The sequence below is a fragment of the Bacillus sp. SJS genome (genome assembly GCF_000732485.2).
In the GTDB taxonomy this organism is placed as follows: domain Bacteria; phylum Bacillota; class Bacilli; order Bacillales; family Bacillaceae; genus Metabacillus_B; species Metabacillus_B sediminis.
In genome coordinates this window covers 23,485-40,344 of sequence record NZ_JAQV02000004.1, presented here as the reverse complement: position 1 = coordinate 40,344, position 16,860 = coordinate 23,485, and the positions used below count along the sequence as shown (strand labels likewise).

General features: G+C 42.4%; 18 protein-coding genes. All 18 read left to right on the top strand.

Annotation, left to right across the window (positions count from 1 at the left end; translation table 11 throughout):
• The first annotated feature begins 66 nt into the window (after positions 1-66).
• The 18 genes from AS29_RS02355 to AS29_RS02270 all read left to right on the top strand — a co-directional run bounded on the left by AS29_RS02355 (position 67) and on the right by AS29_RS02270 (position 16,831).
• Positions 67-1,338 (top strand): NfeD family protein, encoded by a 1,272-nt coding sequence (locus tag AS29_RS02355; protein WP_051860552.1) that lies wholly within the window; start codon positions 67-69, stop codon positions 1,336-1,338.
• Between the two features lie 19 nt (positions 1,339-1,357).
• Positions 1,358-2,344, top strand: a complete 987-nt coding sequence (gene floA, locus AS29_RS02350) for a flotillin-like protein FloA (RefSeq protein ID WP_035405144.1) — start codon at positions 1,358-1,360, stop codon at positions 2,342-2,344.
• 18 nt (positions 2,345-2,362) lie between these two features.
• Entirely contained in the window at positions 2,363-2,764 is a 402-nt protein-coding gene (locus AS29_RS02345; RefSeq protein WP_035405142.1) for a hypothetical protein, read from the top strand.
• A gap of 68 nt (positions 2,765-2,832) precedes the next feature.
• Positions 2,833-3,117, top strand: coding sequence for a sporulation protein YqfC (yqfC, locus tag AS29_RS02340; protein ID WP_035405141.1), 285 nt, complete (start codon positions 2,833-2,835; stop codon positions 3,115-3,117).
• 29 nt (positions 3,118-3,146) lie between these two features.
• On the top strand, positions 3,147-4,322 hold the full coding sequence (yqfD, locus tag AS29_RS02335) for a sporulation protein YqfD (protein WP_035405140.1): 1,176 nt from the start codon (positions 3,147-3,149) through the stop codon (positions 4,320-4,322).
• A gap of 3 nt (positions 4,323-4,325) precedes the next feature.
• Positions 4,326-5,288 (top strand): PhoH family protein, encoded by a 963-nt coding sequence (locus tag AS29_RS02330; protein WP_035405139.1) that lies wholly within the window; start codon positions 4,326-4,328, stop codon positions 5,286-5,288.
• Between the two features lie 83 nt (positions 5,289-5,371).
• Positions 5,372-7,555, top strand: coding sequence for an HD family phosphohydrolase (locus AS29_RS02325; RefSeq protein ID WP_035405138.1), 2,184 nt, complete (start codon positions 5,372-5,374; stop codon positions 7,553-7,555).
• Entirely contained in the window at positions 7,552-8,040 is a 489-nt protein-coding gene (ybeY, locus tag AS29_RS02320) for an rRNA maturation RNase YbeY (protein WP_035405137.1), read from the top strand. Before AS29_RS02325 ends, ybeY begins: the two co-directional genes overlap by 4 nt.
• A complete protein-coding gene (locus tag AS29_RS02315; protein ID WP_035405135.1) occupies positions 8,012-8,398 on the top strand; it encodes a diacylglycerol kinase family protein in 387 nt (128 codons plus the stop codon). Before ybeY ends, AS29_RS02315 begins: the two co-directional genes overlap by 29 nt.
• A gap of 104 nt (positions 8,399-8,502) precedes the next feature.
• Complete coding sequence (locus AS29_RS02310) at positions 8,503-8,913, top strand: cytidine deaminase (protein WP_269449384.1); 411 nt, start codon at positions 8,503-8,505, stop codon at positions 8,911-8,913.
• The gene (gene era, locus AS29_RS02305; RefSeq protein ID WP_035405133.1) at positions 8,906-9,814 is read left to right on the top strand and encodes a GTPase Era; all 909 of its coding nucleotides are present in this window, start codon (positions 8,906-8,908) and stop codon (positions 9,812-9,814) included. The genes AS29_RS02310 and era overlap by 8 nt, the downstream gene beginning before the upstream one ends.
• Before the next feature lie 203 nt (positions 9,815-10,017).
• On the top strand, positions 10,018-10,161 hold the full coding sequence (locus tag AS29_RS02300; protein WP_066098940.1) for a YqzL family protein: 144 nt from the start codon (positions 10,018-10,020) through the stop codon (positions 10,159-10,161).
• A 30-nt stretch (positions 10,162-10,191) separates the two neighbouring features.
• Complete coding sequence (gene recO, locus AS29_RS02295) at positions 10,192-10,944, top strand: DNA repair protein RecO (protein ID WP_035405132.1); 753 nt, start codon at positions 10,192-10,194, stop codon at positions 10,942-10,944.
• Between the two features lie 318 nt (positions 10,945-11,262).
• Positions 11,263-12,153, top strand: a complete 891-nt coding sequence (gene glyQ, locus AS29_RS02290) for a glycine--tRNA ligase subunit alpha (RefSeq protein WP_035405369.1) — start codon at positions 11,263-11,265, stop codon at positions 12,151-12,153.
• The gene (glyS, locus tag AS29_RS02285; protein ID WP_035405131.1) at positions 12,146-14,215 is read left to right on the top strand and encodes a glycine--tRNA ligase subunit beta; all 2,070 of its coding nucleotides are present in this window, start codon (positions 12,146-12,148) and stop codon (positions 14,213-14,215) included. The genes glyQ and glyS overlap by 8 nt, the downstream gene beginning before the upstream one ends.
• 227 nt (positions 14,216-14,442) lie before the next feature.
• Positions 14,443-15,081 (top strand): helix-turn-helix transcriptional regulator, encoded by a 639-nt coding sequence (locus AS29_RS02280; protein WP_035405367.1) that lies wholly within the window; start codon positions 14,443-14,445, stop codon positions 15,079-15,081.
• A gap of 22 nt (positions 15,082-15,103) precedes the next feature.
• Positions 15,104-15,910 (top strand): pyruvate, water dikinase regulatory protein, encoded by an 807-nt coding sequence (locus AS29_RS02275; protein ID WP_035405129.1) that lies wholly within the window; start codon positions 15,104-15,106, stop codon positions 15,908-15,910.
• Between the two features lie 483 nt (positions 15,911-16,393).
• On the top strand, positions 16,394-16,831 hold the full coding sequence (locus AS29_RS02270) for a YaiI/YqxD family protein (RefSeq protein ID WP_082883705.1): 438 nt from the start codon (positions 16,394-16,396) through the stop codon (positions 16,829-16,831).
• Positions 16,832-16,860 lie beyond the last annotated feature (29 nt).

Below are 16,860 nucleotides of genomic sequence, written 5' to 3'. Positions count from 1 at the left end.
AGGGGGGAGTGACCAATCAGCCTGACGAAATATGCAAGCGTTTTAATTATCCTATTAACAATTTGTATGGTGCCTGGTCCGAAAAGTTCAGCAGAAAGCTCAGAAAATCAAAAAGTGCTGATAATTCCGGTTGAAAACGAGGTGGATTCCGTTCTCGCCGCGTTCATTGAACGAAGTATTCACCGTGCGGAAAAAGAACGTGTAAGTCAGATTATGCTGGATATAAACACGCCTGGAGGATCACTGCAAGCTGCAATGGACATTTCAGAGCAGCTCAGAAAAACAAAAATTCCCACTGCATCCTACATTAATACGAGAGCCCTTTCAGCTGGTGCTTATATCGCATTAAGTACAGACTCCATTTACATTCGCAAGCAATCAAAAATGGGTGCCGCTGCCGTTATAAAAGGAAATGGAGGCGATGCTGATAAAAAGACACAGTCCTTTTGGCTTGCAGAGCTGAAAGAAACAGCCGAGAGCAGCGGGCGGGATCCGGTATATGCTCTTGCTATGGCGGATTCATCCATTGATCTTCCCAAATACAATGCCGGAAAGGGCAAGCTGCTTACTCTGACCGGTAAACAAGCACTTGAAGTAAAGTATGCAGAAGGGGAGGCGGATTCGCTGAAGGAAGTTTTCGCAGCACTGAATCTTTCCAAAGCCCATGTGGAAACAGCTAATATGGGCTTTGCAGACCAGGCAGCACGATTTTTGACAAATCCTGCGATCATTCCCATCCTTCTGACCATTGCCTTTTTAGGACTGCTTCTTGAATTGTATACACCGGGATTTGGAGTATTCGGTTTCCTTGGCCTATCAGCTCTCTTTTTATTTTTCTTTGGACATTTGGCTGCTGGCCTGGCTGGATTAGATGCTGTATTATTTTTTATTGCAGGAATCATCCTGCTAATTGCAGAAATCTTCCTCCCTGGCGGAATTATTGGACTTGCAGGGGCAGGCGCTGTCGGGTACAGTCTGATTATTTCAGCTGATAATCCATCCTGGATGGGTGTTTCAATTGGAATTGCAGCTGCAGTATGTATTATTGCTTCCATCTTACTTACAAAGGTGTTTGGTAAAAAAATGAAATTTTTTAAAAAGTTTATTTTAAATGATGCTGTCGATACGAAAAGCGGCTATATTTCTAATCGCTCCCGGGTGGAGCTAATCGGGAAAAACGGTATTTGCTTAACGGCGCTCCGTCCTACAGGTACTGTTGAAATTGATGGAGAGCGTGTTGATGCCGTATCTGAAGGAACATTTACCGAAAAAGGAAGACGGGTAAAGGTTGTTAAAACAGAAGGAATACGTGTGGTCGTAAGAAAAATAGAGTCTTAACATTGACGGGAGGATAATTATGGATCCATCTACCTTATTAACAATAGGTTTAGTTGCTGCAGCAGTTATTTTACTGGGTATATTCTTTACGTTTGTACCGGTTATGCTCTGGATTTCCGCACTTGCTGCCGGAGTCCGGGTCAGTATTTTTACACTGATCGGGATGAGGCTCCGGCGCGTAACCCCAAGCAGGGTCATAAACCCATTGATCAAAGCTCATAAAGCAGGCATTGGTGTAACTACAAACCAGCTGGAAAGTCATTACCTGGCAGGAGGTAATGTTGACAGGGTTGTTAATGCCCTGATTGCTGCTGAACGAGCTAACATTGAACTGACGTTTGAAAGATGTGCTGCCATCGATTTAGCAGGGCGCGATGTACTGGAAGCGGTGCAAATGAGTGTAAATCCAAAAGTCATTGAAACACCATTTATTGCGGGAGTTGCGATGGATGGTATTGAAATGAAGGCAAAAGCAAGAATCACCGTCAGAGCGAATATTGAGAGGCTGGTAGGCGGAGCCGGTGAAGAAACCATTATCGCGCGTGTAGGGGAAGGGATTGTCAGTACAATCGGAAGCAGTAATAATCATAAGAAAGTACTTGAAAATCCAGATATGATTTCACAAACTGTATTAAATAAAGGGCTAGATTCCGGTACGGCATTTGAAATTCTCTCGATAGATATAGCAGATGTGGACATCGGTAAAAATATCGGAGCCATCCTTCAAACTGATCAGGCTGAAGCAGATAAAAAAATTGCACAGGCTAAAGCTGAGGAGCGCAGAGCGATGGCTGTTGCTTCTGAACAGGAAATGAGAGCGAAGGTAGAAGAAATGCGAGCTAAGGTTGTAGAAGCGGAAGCCGCTGTTCCTCTAGCGATGGCAGATGCTCTTAAAAGCGGCAATATGGGGGTCATGGATTACCTGAATATCCAAAACCTTTCTGCCGATACGGACATGAGAGGTTCGATAGGAAAAATGAATGAACCTGAAGACGACTCTAATTAGTATTGGAGGACGGATTTAATGAATGGCATTGAATCACTAATAAATGCGATTGCAGAAAACCCGATAGTATCAGCCGCTCTTTTATGGCTGATTGGAGCAGTCTTATCCAGAGTCTTTAAAAATGGCGAAAGAAAATCTGAAATCAAGAAAAAAACATCGCCACGTCATAAGGCTCACAAGCCTCAGGAAAATCAGGTCCAAGAGACCGTGCAGACGGTCTACGAAAGAGTTCAAAGAGAACATAACAGGGAAAGGGCCCGCAGCATTGATAAGGAGCTGAGTGTAGTCAGGCTGGACAGGAAGGAAAGCAGGCAAAACAAAGCTGCGGTTCAAAATCCGGCCGTTCAAGGGATTATATGGGCCGAAATTATTGGACAGCCACGCTCTGTTAATCCTCACTATACAAGGCGCAGAAAATAAGACCATAAGATTCATGAATCAGAACTCTGCTTCTCTCATACATATGAGATGAAGGGGGGTTCTTTTTTATGGCAAAAAAATGGAACAGCCGTATAGCAGATTGGATAACGAAAACGATTGAACTCCCGCCTGATGTCATGATGGACTTACCGCGAATTACGATGGTGGGCCAAATTCATATATACATTGAAAATCACCGGGGGCTGCTGAAGTTCTCCGATCAGGAAATTAGGCTTCTGCTTAAACAGGGACAGCTTTTAATTAAAGGAAAAAGCTTTGTAATCCGAACGATTTTGCCTGAGGAAATTATGCTTGAGGGGAAAATAGAGCAGGTTCATTACCTTGAACAGTAACGGCAATGGAGGAATGGAGGAGAAACGGTGTGAAAAACAGCTGGACAAACTTTTGGATTGGCTATGTTCAGATTAAAGCAGAAGGGAACGGACTGGAGCGGATGATAAATGAGTGTCTCCGCAGCGGCATATCCGTATGGAGAGTAAAGCGTGAAGGGGATCAATCGATTTCCTTTTTTATTCCGCTAAAAGATGTACATGCTTTCCGGACCGTAAGAAGGAAGCAGGATTGCAAATGCAGCTTTCCAAAGAAAAAAGGCTTCCCCTTTATTGTGAAAAGATCATACAAAAACAGTGGATTTGTACTTGGAATGCTGCTGTTTTTAGGTGTGCTGTTCATGCTGTCCAATATGATCTGGGCAATTGAAGTCCACGGAGCCAAGCCTGAAACTGAGCATTTAATTGTAAAGGAACTGGATAGAATGGGAGTGAAACCAGGGGCCGTCCAATTCTTGACCTATGATTCAGATGACATTCAGAAAATCTTAACAAGCCGTATTCCGGCTTTAACCTGGGTCGGGGTGGAATTAAAGGGGACATCCTATCAATTAAAGGTGGTAGAAAAAAATATGCCGGAGCAGGAGGAGTATTCAAGTCCCCGCAATATCGTGGCAAAGAAGAAAGCCGTTATCACAAGAATTTATGTTGAGCAGGGGAAGCCGCTTGCAATGGTTCATGATCACGTGCAGCAGGGCCAGCTTCTTGTATCGGGGATGGTAGGAGGAAAATTCATACCGGCTAAGGCGAAGATTTTTGGCGAGACATGGTATGAAACAGAAGTCGAAGTGCCTCTTAAAACCGATTTCAGCGTTTATAACGGAAATTTATCAGAAAAACAATACGTCTCAATTAACGGATGGAATCTTCAGATTTGGGGTTACAGACAGAAAGATCCGTCTGTTTATGTAAAAGAGCAGGACAAAAGAGATTTGCAATTTCTAGGGTGGAAGACCCCGTTTTCGTATATAAAAGAAATAAAAAGGGAAAAGGAAGTAGTAACCAGGAGTTATACCGTAAAGGAAGCGGTAAGAGCCGGAGTCGAAATGGGAAAAGAGGATTTAATGCAAAAAATTGGAGAAAGCGGCCGTATCAAGGGCGAAAAAGTTTTGCACCAAAGGAATGAGAATGGTAAAGTAAAATTGAAAATACTTTACCAGGTAATTGAAGATATCGTGAAAACCACACCAATAGTTCAGGGAGACTAAAGAATGCCAGAAGACTTAGTGTCAATGAATCAGAAGCTAGAAAATCCGAATGAAGCCATCATGCTCTTCGGTAATCAGGATATTCATCTTAAAAGGCTCGAGGAAGAGCTCCATGTCACCATTGTGACCCGCGGTGAAGCAGTATATGTTTCTGGGGACTCCATAAATGTTCAGCTGACTGATGACATATTGCAGGCGCTGCTAGGCGTCATACGCAAAGGAATTGTTATATCCGAAAGAGATGTAATCTATGCAGTCAGCATGGCGAAAAAACAAAAACTCGATGAATTTCAGTCCTTATTTAACGAAGAAATTACGAAAAGTGCAAAAGGAAAACCAATCCGCATTAAAACATTGGGGCAGAGGCATTATATATCTGCCATCAGGCAATCAGACCTTGTATTCGGAATTGGTCCGGCTGGTACAGGGAAAACGTATCTTGCCGTCGTAATGGCTGTCAATGCGCTCAAAAGCGGCTCAGTTAAAAGAATCGTGCTTACGCGGCCTGCTGTTGAAGCGGGAGAGAGCCTGGGATTTTTACCTGGTGATTTAAAAGAAAAGGTAGATCCTTATCTAAGGCCGCTCTATGACGCTCTGCATGATGTGCTTGGCCTGGAACATACGGAACGTCTAATGGAACGCGGAACCATTGAAATTGCCCCGTTAGCCTACATGAGAGGACGTACCCTGGATGACGCATTTGTTATTTTAGATGAATCCCAGAATACGACTCATGCGCAAATGAAAATGTTTTTAACCCGGTTGGGATTCGGTTCAAAAATGGTGGTAACGGGTGATATCACTCAAGTCGACTTGCCAAAAGGAGTCAAATCCGGTCTTGCCATTACCCGCAGCATGCTTGAGAACGTGCCGGGGATCTCATTTGTTGAATTAGAGCAGGCAGATGTAGTGAGACATCCTCTTGTTGGGAAAATTATTGAAGCGTATCAAAAAAATGAGAACTGATGGCAGATGACCCTCACCGGGTCATCTGTCTATGTATCATCACTCATTTGATCTTACTTCACAGCGGCGGGAGGTGCCTTTACATGAAAAAAAAGCAGACAGGCTTAAAAAAACAAATTGACCTCATAAATCAAAACCGATTTCTTCACTATATTCTTTATGTGCTGTTTGGAATTATTTTATTCGCTAGTCTGTATGGAAACGTTAAGCCTCAAAACCTCGATATTAAACTGCTTGATATCTCAAAGCAAACGCTGTACTCCCCGATCAATGTAGTAGACAGGGAAGAGACGGAGAGAAAAAAGAACGAGGCCTATCAGCAAATAGAAGATCAATACAGGCTTGTTGAAGAGTACTCGGACAGCAGAGTCCAGCTTGTCAACTTTATTTACAACTCTGCAATAGAAGTGAACACTGAGGCATTAAACGAAGTGAAAAACGACGCCGCAAAAAACGAAGATCCGGTAAAGGAAAAACAATTGAAACCGCTTACCGCAGAAGAGAAGTATGCTCTTCTTGAAAAAAAACTGGCAGACGGTTTCAAGCGGAAAATACCAAAGGATACCCTCTTTCCTCTAATTGGAGCTTCGACAGAGGAACTGACGGTGGCCAAGGAATCGGTTGTGACGACCGTTAATAAGGTGATGCGCGAGGAAATTTCCACTGATAAGCTTGAGGAGAAGAAACAGCAGGTGGAGAAGGAACTTCAATATACGCCGCTAACATCTGAAATGCTTCAGTCCTCCATCGAAATTGGCCAGTATGCAGTTATTCCGAATTATATTTATGACGATAAAGCTACTAAGGAAAAGCGGCAGCAGGCTGCAGACAAAGTGAAGGAAAGTGTCATTAAACAAGGTCAGATTATTGTTTCAGAAGGACAAACCATTACCCCTGAAATTTATCATAAGCTGGATATTGCCGGCCTGATTAATAATAAGCAATCCTTTAAACCATTTTTGGGCTTGCTGATTTTTGTGTTGCTGGCGGTTTCAATCCTGATTTATTATTTTGAAAGCCAGCAGAAAACAGCAGAAAAAAAGAATCTTTCCCTGCTTCTCTTCTTTCTCGTTTTTTTCATATCTTTGCTGTTTATGAAAGCGATCAGTCTTTTCCAGCAGCTGGATATTACATACATAGGGCTTATTGTGCCTGCTGCAATGGGACCGATGCTCGTTAAATTGCTTATCAGCGAGAGACAGGCCATTCTTTCAAGCATTATTCTGTCTGTTTGCGGCAGCATCATTTTTAACGAAGGAATTACAGGTACATTTAATTTTAATATGGGAATCTATTACCTTGCCGGCTGCCTTGCTGGTGTACTGTTCCTCAATAAGCATAACTTACGATCAAGAATATTGCAGGCGGGCCTTTTTGTAGCATTGGTTAATATTATGATGATTACAGCACTGACTTTGATACAAAATGGAAACTATTCAAATTTGGAAATCGGAAGCTATTTTATCATGGCGGCGATTTCCGGTATCGCAGCATCTGTTCTGGCAATGGGATTTCAGCCGTTTTTTGAAACAGGCTTCGGCTTGCTTTCAACTATGCGCCTTATTGAGCTGTCAAATCCGAATCATCCGCTGCTGCGGAAAATTCTCACAGAAACGCCTGGTACGTATCATCACAGTGTGATGGTAGCGAACCTGTCTGAGTCTGCCTGTGAAGCAATCGGAGCAAATGGATTGCTTGCGAGGGTAGGAGCATATTATCACGACATAGGAAAAACAAAACGTCCCCAATACTTTATTGAAAATCAAATGAAGATGGACAATCCTCATGATAAGCTTTCCCCTCAGCTAAGTAAAAATGTAATCATTGCCCATGCATCAGATGGTGCTGAGATGCTGAGAAAACACAAGATGCCGAAAGAATTTGTTGATATTGCCGAGCAGCATCACGGCACGAGCCTTTTGAAATACTTTTACTACAAAGCAAAGGAACGCGGGGATGAAATTCTGGAGGAAGAGTTCCGTTATCCCGGACCTAAGCCGCAAACCAAAGAAATCGCTGTAATATCGATTGCCGATAGCGTTGAGGCAGCGGTACGCTCCATGTCCAGCCCAACACCTGAGCGCATCCAAAAGCTGGTTAGAGGAATCATTGCTGACCGCCTCCAGGATGGACAGCTTAATGAATGTGATTTAACATTAAAAGAACTGGATATAGTGGCGAAGTCTTTTTGTGAATCCCTTAAAGGAATTTTTCACTCCCGCATTGAATATCCGGAAGTAACGAAACAGAAGGTGAAACAGGCATGAATAAAAGATTAATGATTGATCTATACGATGAAACAGGTGAGCTGTCTTCTGAAGAAATCAATATTGTAGAAGATCTTCTCCAATTTGCTGCAGAAGCAGAGCAGACAAAAGACGGGGCCGAGGTTTCGGTCACGTTTACGGATAACAGCAGGATTCAGGAAATTAACCGTGAATACAGGGATAAGGATCAGCCAACGGATGTGATCTCCTTTGCCATGGAAGAGCAGGGTGAAGATGAGATCGAGATTATCGGGGCGGACATGCCTCCGGTACTGGGTGATATTATTATCTCTGTAGAAAGAACAAGAGAGCAGGCTGCTGACTATGGTCACAGCTTTAAAAGAGAGCTTGGATTTTTAGCCGTTCACGGTTTTTTGCATTTGCTGGGGTATGATCATTTGACAGAGGAAGACGAAAAGGAAATGTTTACTAAGCAGAAGGGGATTTTAGATTCCTATGGGCTTACAAGATCAGAAAACATCTGAAATTAAACGTCTGTTGAAAAGTTTTGCATTCGCCTCGTCCGGACTCATAAATGTGTTCCGGCATGAAAGAAATTTTCAGATCCATTGTATATTGATGGTACTGGCCATTACTGCAGGTTTCATTCTGGAAATCAGTTTAATGGAATGGTACATGGTTATTGGGTCAATTGCGGCAGTGCTGTCACTTGAGCTTATGAATACAGCAATTGAACGGACAGTAGATCTTGTAACGGATGAAATGCGTCCGTTGGCGAAGGCTGCCAAAGATGCTGCTGCGGGCTCAGTGTTCGTGGCGGCCATTGCAGCTTTCTTTATTGGAGTGCTAATATTCACTCCAAAAATAATTGAATTTTTATAATTGAGAATATTCTAATTATTTATTCTTTATTTCACGAGAAAACGTGAAAAAGATGATGTTTTCGGGTAGAATAGAAATAGACGCAGCTGATTGAAAATGAAAGGATGAAATGCGGCATGAATACAGAACAACTGATTATTGAAGCGAAAACAGCACGGGAAAGAGCGTATGTGCCCTATTCAACATTCAAGGTAGGCGCTGCGCTTTTGACCAAATCCGGTAAGGTATTTGGCGGGTGCAACATAGAAAATGCCGCATATAGCATGTGCAATTGTGCAGAACGGACTGCCTTATTCAAGGCTTATTCAGAAGGTGAAACGGACTTTGAAGCGATAGCAGTCGTTGCAGATACGAAAAGACCGGTTCCGCCATGCGGTGCATGCCGGCAGGTAATTTCCGAGCTTTGCAGCAAGGATATGAAAGTGATACTAACAAATATGAACGGCGATATTGAACAGCTTACAGCAGGTGAATTGCTGCCGGGAGCATTTTCAGCGGAGGATTTAAATGACTAACAGAGAATATAAATCAGGTTTTGTTTCCATTATCGGCAGGCCAAATGTCGGTAAATCAACATTTTTAAACCGGGTAATTGGCCAAAAAATTGCCATAATGAGTGACAAACCTCAAACAACACGAAATAAGATTCAGGGAGTTCTGACTACTGACGACTCTCAAACCATCTTTATTGACACCCCGGGAATTCACAAGCCGAAACACAAGCTTGGCGACTTTATGATGAAGGTTGCACAAAATACTTTGCGTGAAGTAGACATTATTATGTTTATGATTAATGCAGAAGAGGGCTATGGCAGAGGCGATGAATTTATTATCGAAAAGCTTAAAGAAGTTAAAACGCCCGTTTTCCTTGTAATCAATAAAATAGATCAGCTGCATCCAGATCAGCTGTTCCCGCTGATCGAAAAATATAAAGGGTTATACCCGTTCAAAGAAGTGGTGCCAATTTCTGCATTGCAGGGGAACAATATTGAAACGCTTCTTGAGCAGATTAAAACATATCTGCCTGAAGGTCCGCAGTATTATCCTGCCGATCAAGTAACTGATCACCCTGAACGCTTTATTATTTCCGAACTGGTCAGAGAAAAGGTCCTCCATTTGACTAGGGAAGAGATTCCTCACTCCGTTGCAGTCGTCATTGATGCAATCGAACGCAGGGAGGAAAACGCTTCAGTATATGTGGCAGCTACTGTTATCGTAGAGCGTGATTCGCAAAAGGGCATCGTGATTGGAAAGCAAGGAAAAATGCTGAAGGAAGTCGGACAGCGCGCACGGGTGGATATTGAAGCCCTTTTAGGATCGAAAGTGTTTTTGGAGCTTTGGGTAAAGGTTCAAAAGGACTGGCGGAATAAAATGAATCAGCTGAGAGACTATGGATTCAGAGAAGATGAATACTAAAAAATTAGCATGTTAAAGCATGGTGTTATTTGAGACCTGCCGGCTGCAATCAACAGCCAATTTTAACAGAGCCAAAAATAAAAAATTGGCTAGCACAATTTAGCAAATATTGTTTAACATGATTAGAGGGAGTCAGGGTCATCCTATCAGTAAGAAAATTGGATTAAGCTTTTCTGGTCTTATTGACGAAAGGTGGGGGTAACATGAAGGATTTTACCTGGAAGGTTTTTTATCAGACAGGTAATATTGACACGTATCTTCTTTTTAAGGAAATGGAAAAGGAGCATGCAGATGGACCCGATACACAAGAGGATGAGCTGATTAGTCCAGATTTTCCGCTGATTTGATTCTGGCCCTTCCGGATGGAGAGGAAAAAGGTGCTCCAAAAATGCGAAGGAATCATTATTCGTTCATCCAACTATGGAGAGAACAATAAAATAGTCACGATTTATACAAGAGAGCTGGGTAAAGTTGGAGTGATGGCTAGGGGAGCAAAAAAACCAAACAGCCGTCTTGCAGCGATGACTCAGCTTTTTACTTATGGCACATTTTTATTTCAAAAATCATCAGGCCTTGGAAGTTTGCAGCAGGCCGAAACCCTCTCTTCAATGCGTTCCATTAGAGAAGATTTATTTATGACGGCTTACGCTTCCTATATGGCAGAACTGCTGGACAAGGGGACAGACAGCCTTGAAAGGAACCCTTTTCTTTTTGAACTCTTTCTGCAAATGTTCCAGCACCTTGACGAGGGGCAGGATCCAGATATTCTGCTAAGAATGTTTGAACTGAAAATGCTCCCGGTTCTTGGAGTTACTCCGCATCTGAATGGCTGTGTCAATTGCGGAAGTACGGATGGAACCTTTCATTTTTCAATTAGAGAAGCGGGTTTTCTGTGCCACCGCTGTTTTGAAAAAGATCCTTACAGACTCGTTGTTTCACAGGGAACAGTCAGACTCTTGCGTCTCCTGTATTTCTTTGATTTAAACAGGCTTGGCCAAATTTCTGTCAAAACCGAGACGAAAAATGAACTTAAGCTCGTTTTAAACAGCTATTATCAGGAATATTCTGGTCTGTACTTAAAATCAAAACGATTTTTGGATCAGATCGAAAATTTACGGGATCAGCTGTAGCAGGTTGACAATCATGATAAATTTCATTATGATTCGTATATAATTTAATCGAATTTTAACCATGTGAAGAAGGAAAGAAGTACCAGCATGTGCTTTTGTTATAGCGAGTCCGGGGTGGTGAAAGCCGGATACGAAGCAGCTGCGAAAGGCATTCCGGAGCATGTTTTTGAAAAGAGGGGAACGACGAAGCAGTCTTCTGAATTCCCAAGTAGGGTGGAACCGCGGGTAACTCTCGTCCCTATGTCATTCTGTAATGGCATAGAGACGGGAGTTTTTTACGTTTTTTGCCGAAATTATCATCCTTTTGGAGGGATCTATATGAATATTCAAAACATGATCTTAACATTGCAAAAGCACTGGTCAGAACAGGGCTGTATTTTAATGCAGGCTTACGATACCGAAAAAGGTGCAGGAACGATGAGCCCTTACACATTTTTAAGAGCAATTGGACCTGAGCCCTGGAACGTAGCGTATGTAGAACCGTCTCGCCGGCCTGCTGATGGCCGTTATGGAGAGAACCCTAACCGTCTGTATCAGCATCATCAATTTCAAGTAATTATGAAACCTTCCCCTGATAATATTCAGGAGCTGTATCTTGACTCCTTAAAAGCACTTGGAATAAATCCGCTTGAACATGATATCCGTTTTGTAGAGGATAATTGGGAAAATCCTTCTCTTGGCTGCGCCGGTCTTGGATGGGAAGTATGGCTTGATGGAATGGAAATCACCCAATTTACGTATTTTCAGCAGGTAGGCGGATTAGAGTGCAAGCCTGTTTCAGTTGAAATTACATATGGAATTGAACGTCTTGCGTCCTATATTCAAGATAAGGAAAACGTTTTTGACTTAGAATGGACGGATGGATTTACTGTACGGGATATATTCGGAATGCCGGAATATGAACATTCTAAATACACGTTTGAGACATCGGATGCAGAGATGCTCTTCCATCTGTTTACGGTTTATGAAAAAGAAGCACATCGCCAAATGGATCAGGGGCTGGTGCATCCAGCGTATGATTATGTATTGAAGTGTTCTCATACCTTCAACCTTTTAGATGCGAGAGGGGCCATTTCAGTCACTGAACGAACAGGATATATTGGCCGAGTAAGGAATCTTGCAAGAAAAGTGGCTAAAACGTTCTATGATGAAAGAGAAAAGTTAGGCTTTCCAATGGTAAAGGAACAGGAGGCGGAAAATCATGATTAAACGTGACCTGCTGATAGAAATCAGACTAGAAGAGCTTCCGGCAAGGTTTGTTACAGATTCAATGAATCAGCTTGGAGAAAAAGTACAGAAATGGCTGACTGACCATGCGGTTCCATTTGGAGAAATGAAGCTGTATTCAACCCCTCGCCGTCTTGCTGTTTTGGTTTCCGGTTTAGCTGAGAAACAGGAAGATGTAACAGAAGAAGCGAAAGGGCCGGCAAAAAAAATTGCTCTCGATGCAGAAGGCAATTGGAGCAAGGCTGCAATGGGATTCTGCAGAGGACAGGGTGCTTCAGTAGAGGATATATATTTTAAAGAAATCAACGGTGTAGAGTATGTCCATGTTCAAAAGCATGTGAAAGGACAGTTCACTGCGGAACTTTTGAAAAACCTGGATAAAGTACTCTCGAGTCTAACCTTCCCTAAAAATATGAAATGGGGAAGTCAGGACATGCGCTATGCCCGCCCTATTAAATCGATCATAGCGTTATTCGGCAATGAGGTTATACCTTTTACACTGGCAGGTATCCAAACGGGTATTGTAACAAGCGGGCACCGCTTCCTTGGAGAATCTTCTGTCTCCATAACAGAACCAGCCAGCTATGAAAACGAGTTGAATGAACAATATGTTATTGCAAATCCGGCTGAACGCAAGCAGCTGATCAGACATCAGCTCGAGGAGATGGCAAAGGAAAATCATTGGGTTATTCCGGTTGATGAAGATTTACTTGAGGAAGTAAACAATCTGGTGGAATACCCGACTGCCCTATATGGGAAATTTGAAGCGGATTATTTAACCTTGCCTGAAGAAGTGCTTGTAACGACGATGAAGGAACATCAGCGCTACTTCCCGGTTAAAGATGAAAAAGGCGTCCTTCTTCCTTACTTTGTAACGGTCCGCAACGGAAACGATGTGCATCTTGAACAAGTTGCCCGTGGAAATGAGAAGGTATTAAGAGCCCGCCTTTCTGATGCTGCATTCTTTTATAATGAAGACCATAAGCTGAAAATCGTCGAGGCTTTAGAAAAACTTGAAAAAATTGTATTCCATGAAGAACTCGGTTCACTAGGGGACAAAGTAAGAAGAGTTACCGCACTGTCAGATGTGTTGGCAAAACATCTTGAGCTGAATGAAGAAGTCCGTGAAGATGCAAAGCGGACAGCTCAAATCAGTAAATTTGATCTCGTTTCCCATATGGTTTACGAATTTCCTGAACTGCAAGGTGTAATGGGTGAAAAGTATGCCAGGCTTTTAGGGGAGAAAGAAACGGTTGCGGCGGCAATCAATGAGCACTATAGTCCACGGCATTCCGAGGATTCGATCCCTGCTTCCGAGGCAGGTGCGGTCGTAGCGATTGCCGACAAGCTTGATACAATTACTGCTTTCTTCTCAATTGGAATGCTCCCAACAGGATCACAAGATCCATATGCACTCAGAAGGCAGGCAAGCGGAATTGTTCAAATCCTTATAGGCTATAATTGGAAGATTTCGCTTCGGGAGCTATTCCAGCTTTCCTTGTCCTCTCTAGAAGCAGAAGAACCGGAAAAACTGATCGATGAATTAACAGGATTTTTCAAAATGAGAGCGAAGTATGTTATGGATGAAAGAAATATTCGCTACGATTTGGTTGAGGCCATTCTGCAATCCTCTGAAGCAGAGGTAACGTCCATGATCAAACGGGCGGATGTACTGGCATCTGAGTCCGGTACCGAAACCTTCAAAGAAACCATTGAAGCCTTCTCGCGTGTACTAAACATAGCGAGTAAGGCAGGCGATAACACAGCTGTAGATCCAGCGCTTTTTGAAAATGAATACGAAAAGGCTCTGCACAGCAAAGCGGAAGAAGCCATTTCCGAATATTATAAGGCTTCAGCCTCCTCGGATTTCGTTCAAGCATTTGCTGCACTGAAAACGATGACGCCAGAAATTACGTCATACTTTGATCATACTATGATTATGGCAGAGGATGAAAAAGTAAAAGTGAACCGCCTCGCTCAAATGAAGCAGCTGGCTGATGTAATTCGTTCTTTCGCTGAAACCAATTCTATTATCGTTAAATAAGTTCTTTGGATCCTGTTTTTTCAGGATCCAAAGCTTTATGCCGTAAATACGCCGCTATAAATGAAGAAAGCCTTCTCTGATGGCAGTTTTGCATAAAAAAGCTTTCATAACATGACTTTTTTTCCTGCCTGTTTCATATATAATGTTGATAGAACAAGCGTAATGTAATGCATTTACATAATCCTTTGCGGAAGAGAAAAAATAGCCGCAGAATGCCGGAACTGGTGGTGAGTATAATCGAACTGAACAAGCGGCAGGAAATAATCCTTCAAATCGTGAAGGAAAATGGGCCTATAACAGGTGAACATATAGCAGATCAATTAAATTTGACAAGGGCTACTCTAAGACCGGACCTTGCTATTTTGACGATGTCCGGATATTTGGAAGCAAGACCGAGGGTCGGCTATTTTTATACTGGAAAGACAGGCAATCAGCTATTAAGCGATAAGCTGAAAAAACTTCAGGTGAAGGATTTTCAATCCATTCCCGTAGTCGTTAGCGAGAATGTGTCGGTCTATGATGCAATCGTCACGATGTTCCTCGAGGACGTAGGTACATTATTTGTTGTGGATAAGGACTCCCTGCTCGTTGGTGTGCTCTCCAGAAAAGATTTGCTGCGGGCTAGCATCGGCAAACAAGAATTAGCTTCCATCCCGGTTAACATCATTATGACACGAATGCCGAATATTACAGTTTGTAAAAACGAGGATTTTATAATGGATGTGGCAAAATCGCTGATTGAGAAGCAAATCGATGCACTTCCAATTATTAGGGATACAGAAAAAGGGTTTGAAGTCATTGGGAGAATTACTAAAACCAATATGACCAAAATTCTAATGAGACTTGCAGATAACGATATCATTTAACATAGGGAAGCGGGGGAACGGGATGAATAACCGGGTCATTTATGTAGTATCAGATTCAGTAGGGGAGACGGCCGAACTGGTTGTTAAAGCAGCAATCAGCCAGTTCAATGGAACCGCGGCAAACACGATGATCAAGCGGATTCCTTACGTTGAAGACAAAACCACTCTGGAGGAAGTCGTATCCTACGCACAAATGGACGGAGCAATTATTTGCTTTACTCTTGTGGTACCGGAATTGAGGAACTACCTGATTCAGCTGGCAGCTGTCAGGAATGTGCCAATTCATGACATTATCGGTCCTTTAATTGATAAAATGGAAACATCCTATGGCATCCAGGCGAAATATGAACCTGGCAGAGTACGCAAGCTGGATGAAGACTATTTCAAAAAGGTTGAGGCCATTGAATTTGCTGTTAAATATGATGATGGCCGAGATCCAAGGGGTCTGCTGAAAGCCGATATTATCCTGATCGGAGTTTCCAGAACATCCAAAACACCTTTATCCCAATACCTTGCACATAAACGTTTTAAGGTGGCCAATGTTCCGATTGTACCGGAAGTGGAGCCGCCCGAAGAACTTTTCAAGATCCCTGCCAAAAAGTGCATCGGTCTTAGAATCAGTGCAGAAAAGCTCAATAACATCAGACGCGAGCGCCTCAAATCACTTGGATTAAATGACCAGGCAATCTATGCCAACATCAATCGGATTAATGAAGAAATCGAGTACTTTGACAAAGTGGTGGAACGCATTGGCTGCAACGTAATTGACGTTTCAAACAAAGCGGTAGAGGAAACGGCAAATATTATTCAAACCATTATGAATAAATGAGCGATTATTCCTTTTTTAGGAACGAGTGCAACGGTGAAAAATATTTTCTTTTTGTTAGTGGAGCGATTACAGTGCAGATAAAACCCGCATCCTGCGGGACTGGCCCAGCTGAATTTTTTCAGCCGGGCTTTCATTTGATGTGCGCTCCTGGAGCATGAAAATTTCTTTTTCAAATTTAAGTAAAAAACGTAGAAAAAATGAAGGCTTTGTATTATAATAAAAAATTGTGATAAAATTACACTTTTTAGGTTTAGACTTTAAGGCGATAGAATAAACTAATTACTAGTATCTGTCAAGAACAATATGCTAAAATTATTCGACAATGGTTTTAGCAGATCAGCTTCCTTCAGACATTTCATCACGCTTTATTCTAATACTCCTCTTAGTCAGGGTGAGTAAGAATAATGATTCTGCTTTGGAAGAAGGATTTTAACGGAGTGATGGAGAATAGAGAAAAATGCCGAAAAAAAGCTGAAAATATTAGTGGATGCTGATGCATGCCCAGTAAAGAAGGAAATCGCTGATTTAGCTGACACTTATGAGACAGAGTCGATATTTGTCGCCTCCTATAATCACATGACAAGCGAAACGCTGGGGAAAAAGTGGGTTTATGTTGACACAGATAAAGAATCGGCAGATCTCTATATTGTGAACCATATTCATCCCGGGGATATTGTGATTACTCAGGATATTGGGCTGGCAGGCTTACTCCTGAAAAAGAACGTTATTGTTTTAACGCCTAGGGGTAAACAGTATACAGAGTATAATATAGAAACGGCTTTGCAGTACCGGTATTTGTCTGCGAAGGGAAGAAGAGAGGGCATTCATTCTAAAGGACCAAAACCTTTTCTGGATGCCGACCGGAAACAATTTAAAGAATCTCTGGAAAAGTTCTTGTCGAATATTGCAGGGATTGATTAGTTAGTCTCGAATACTTCAAACACGGGGAT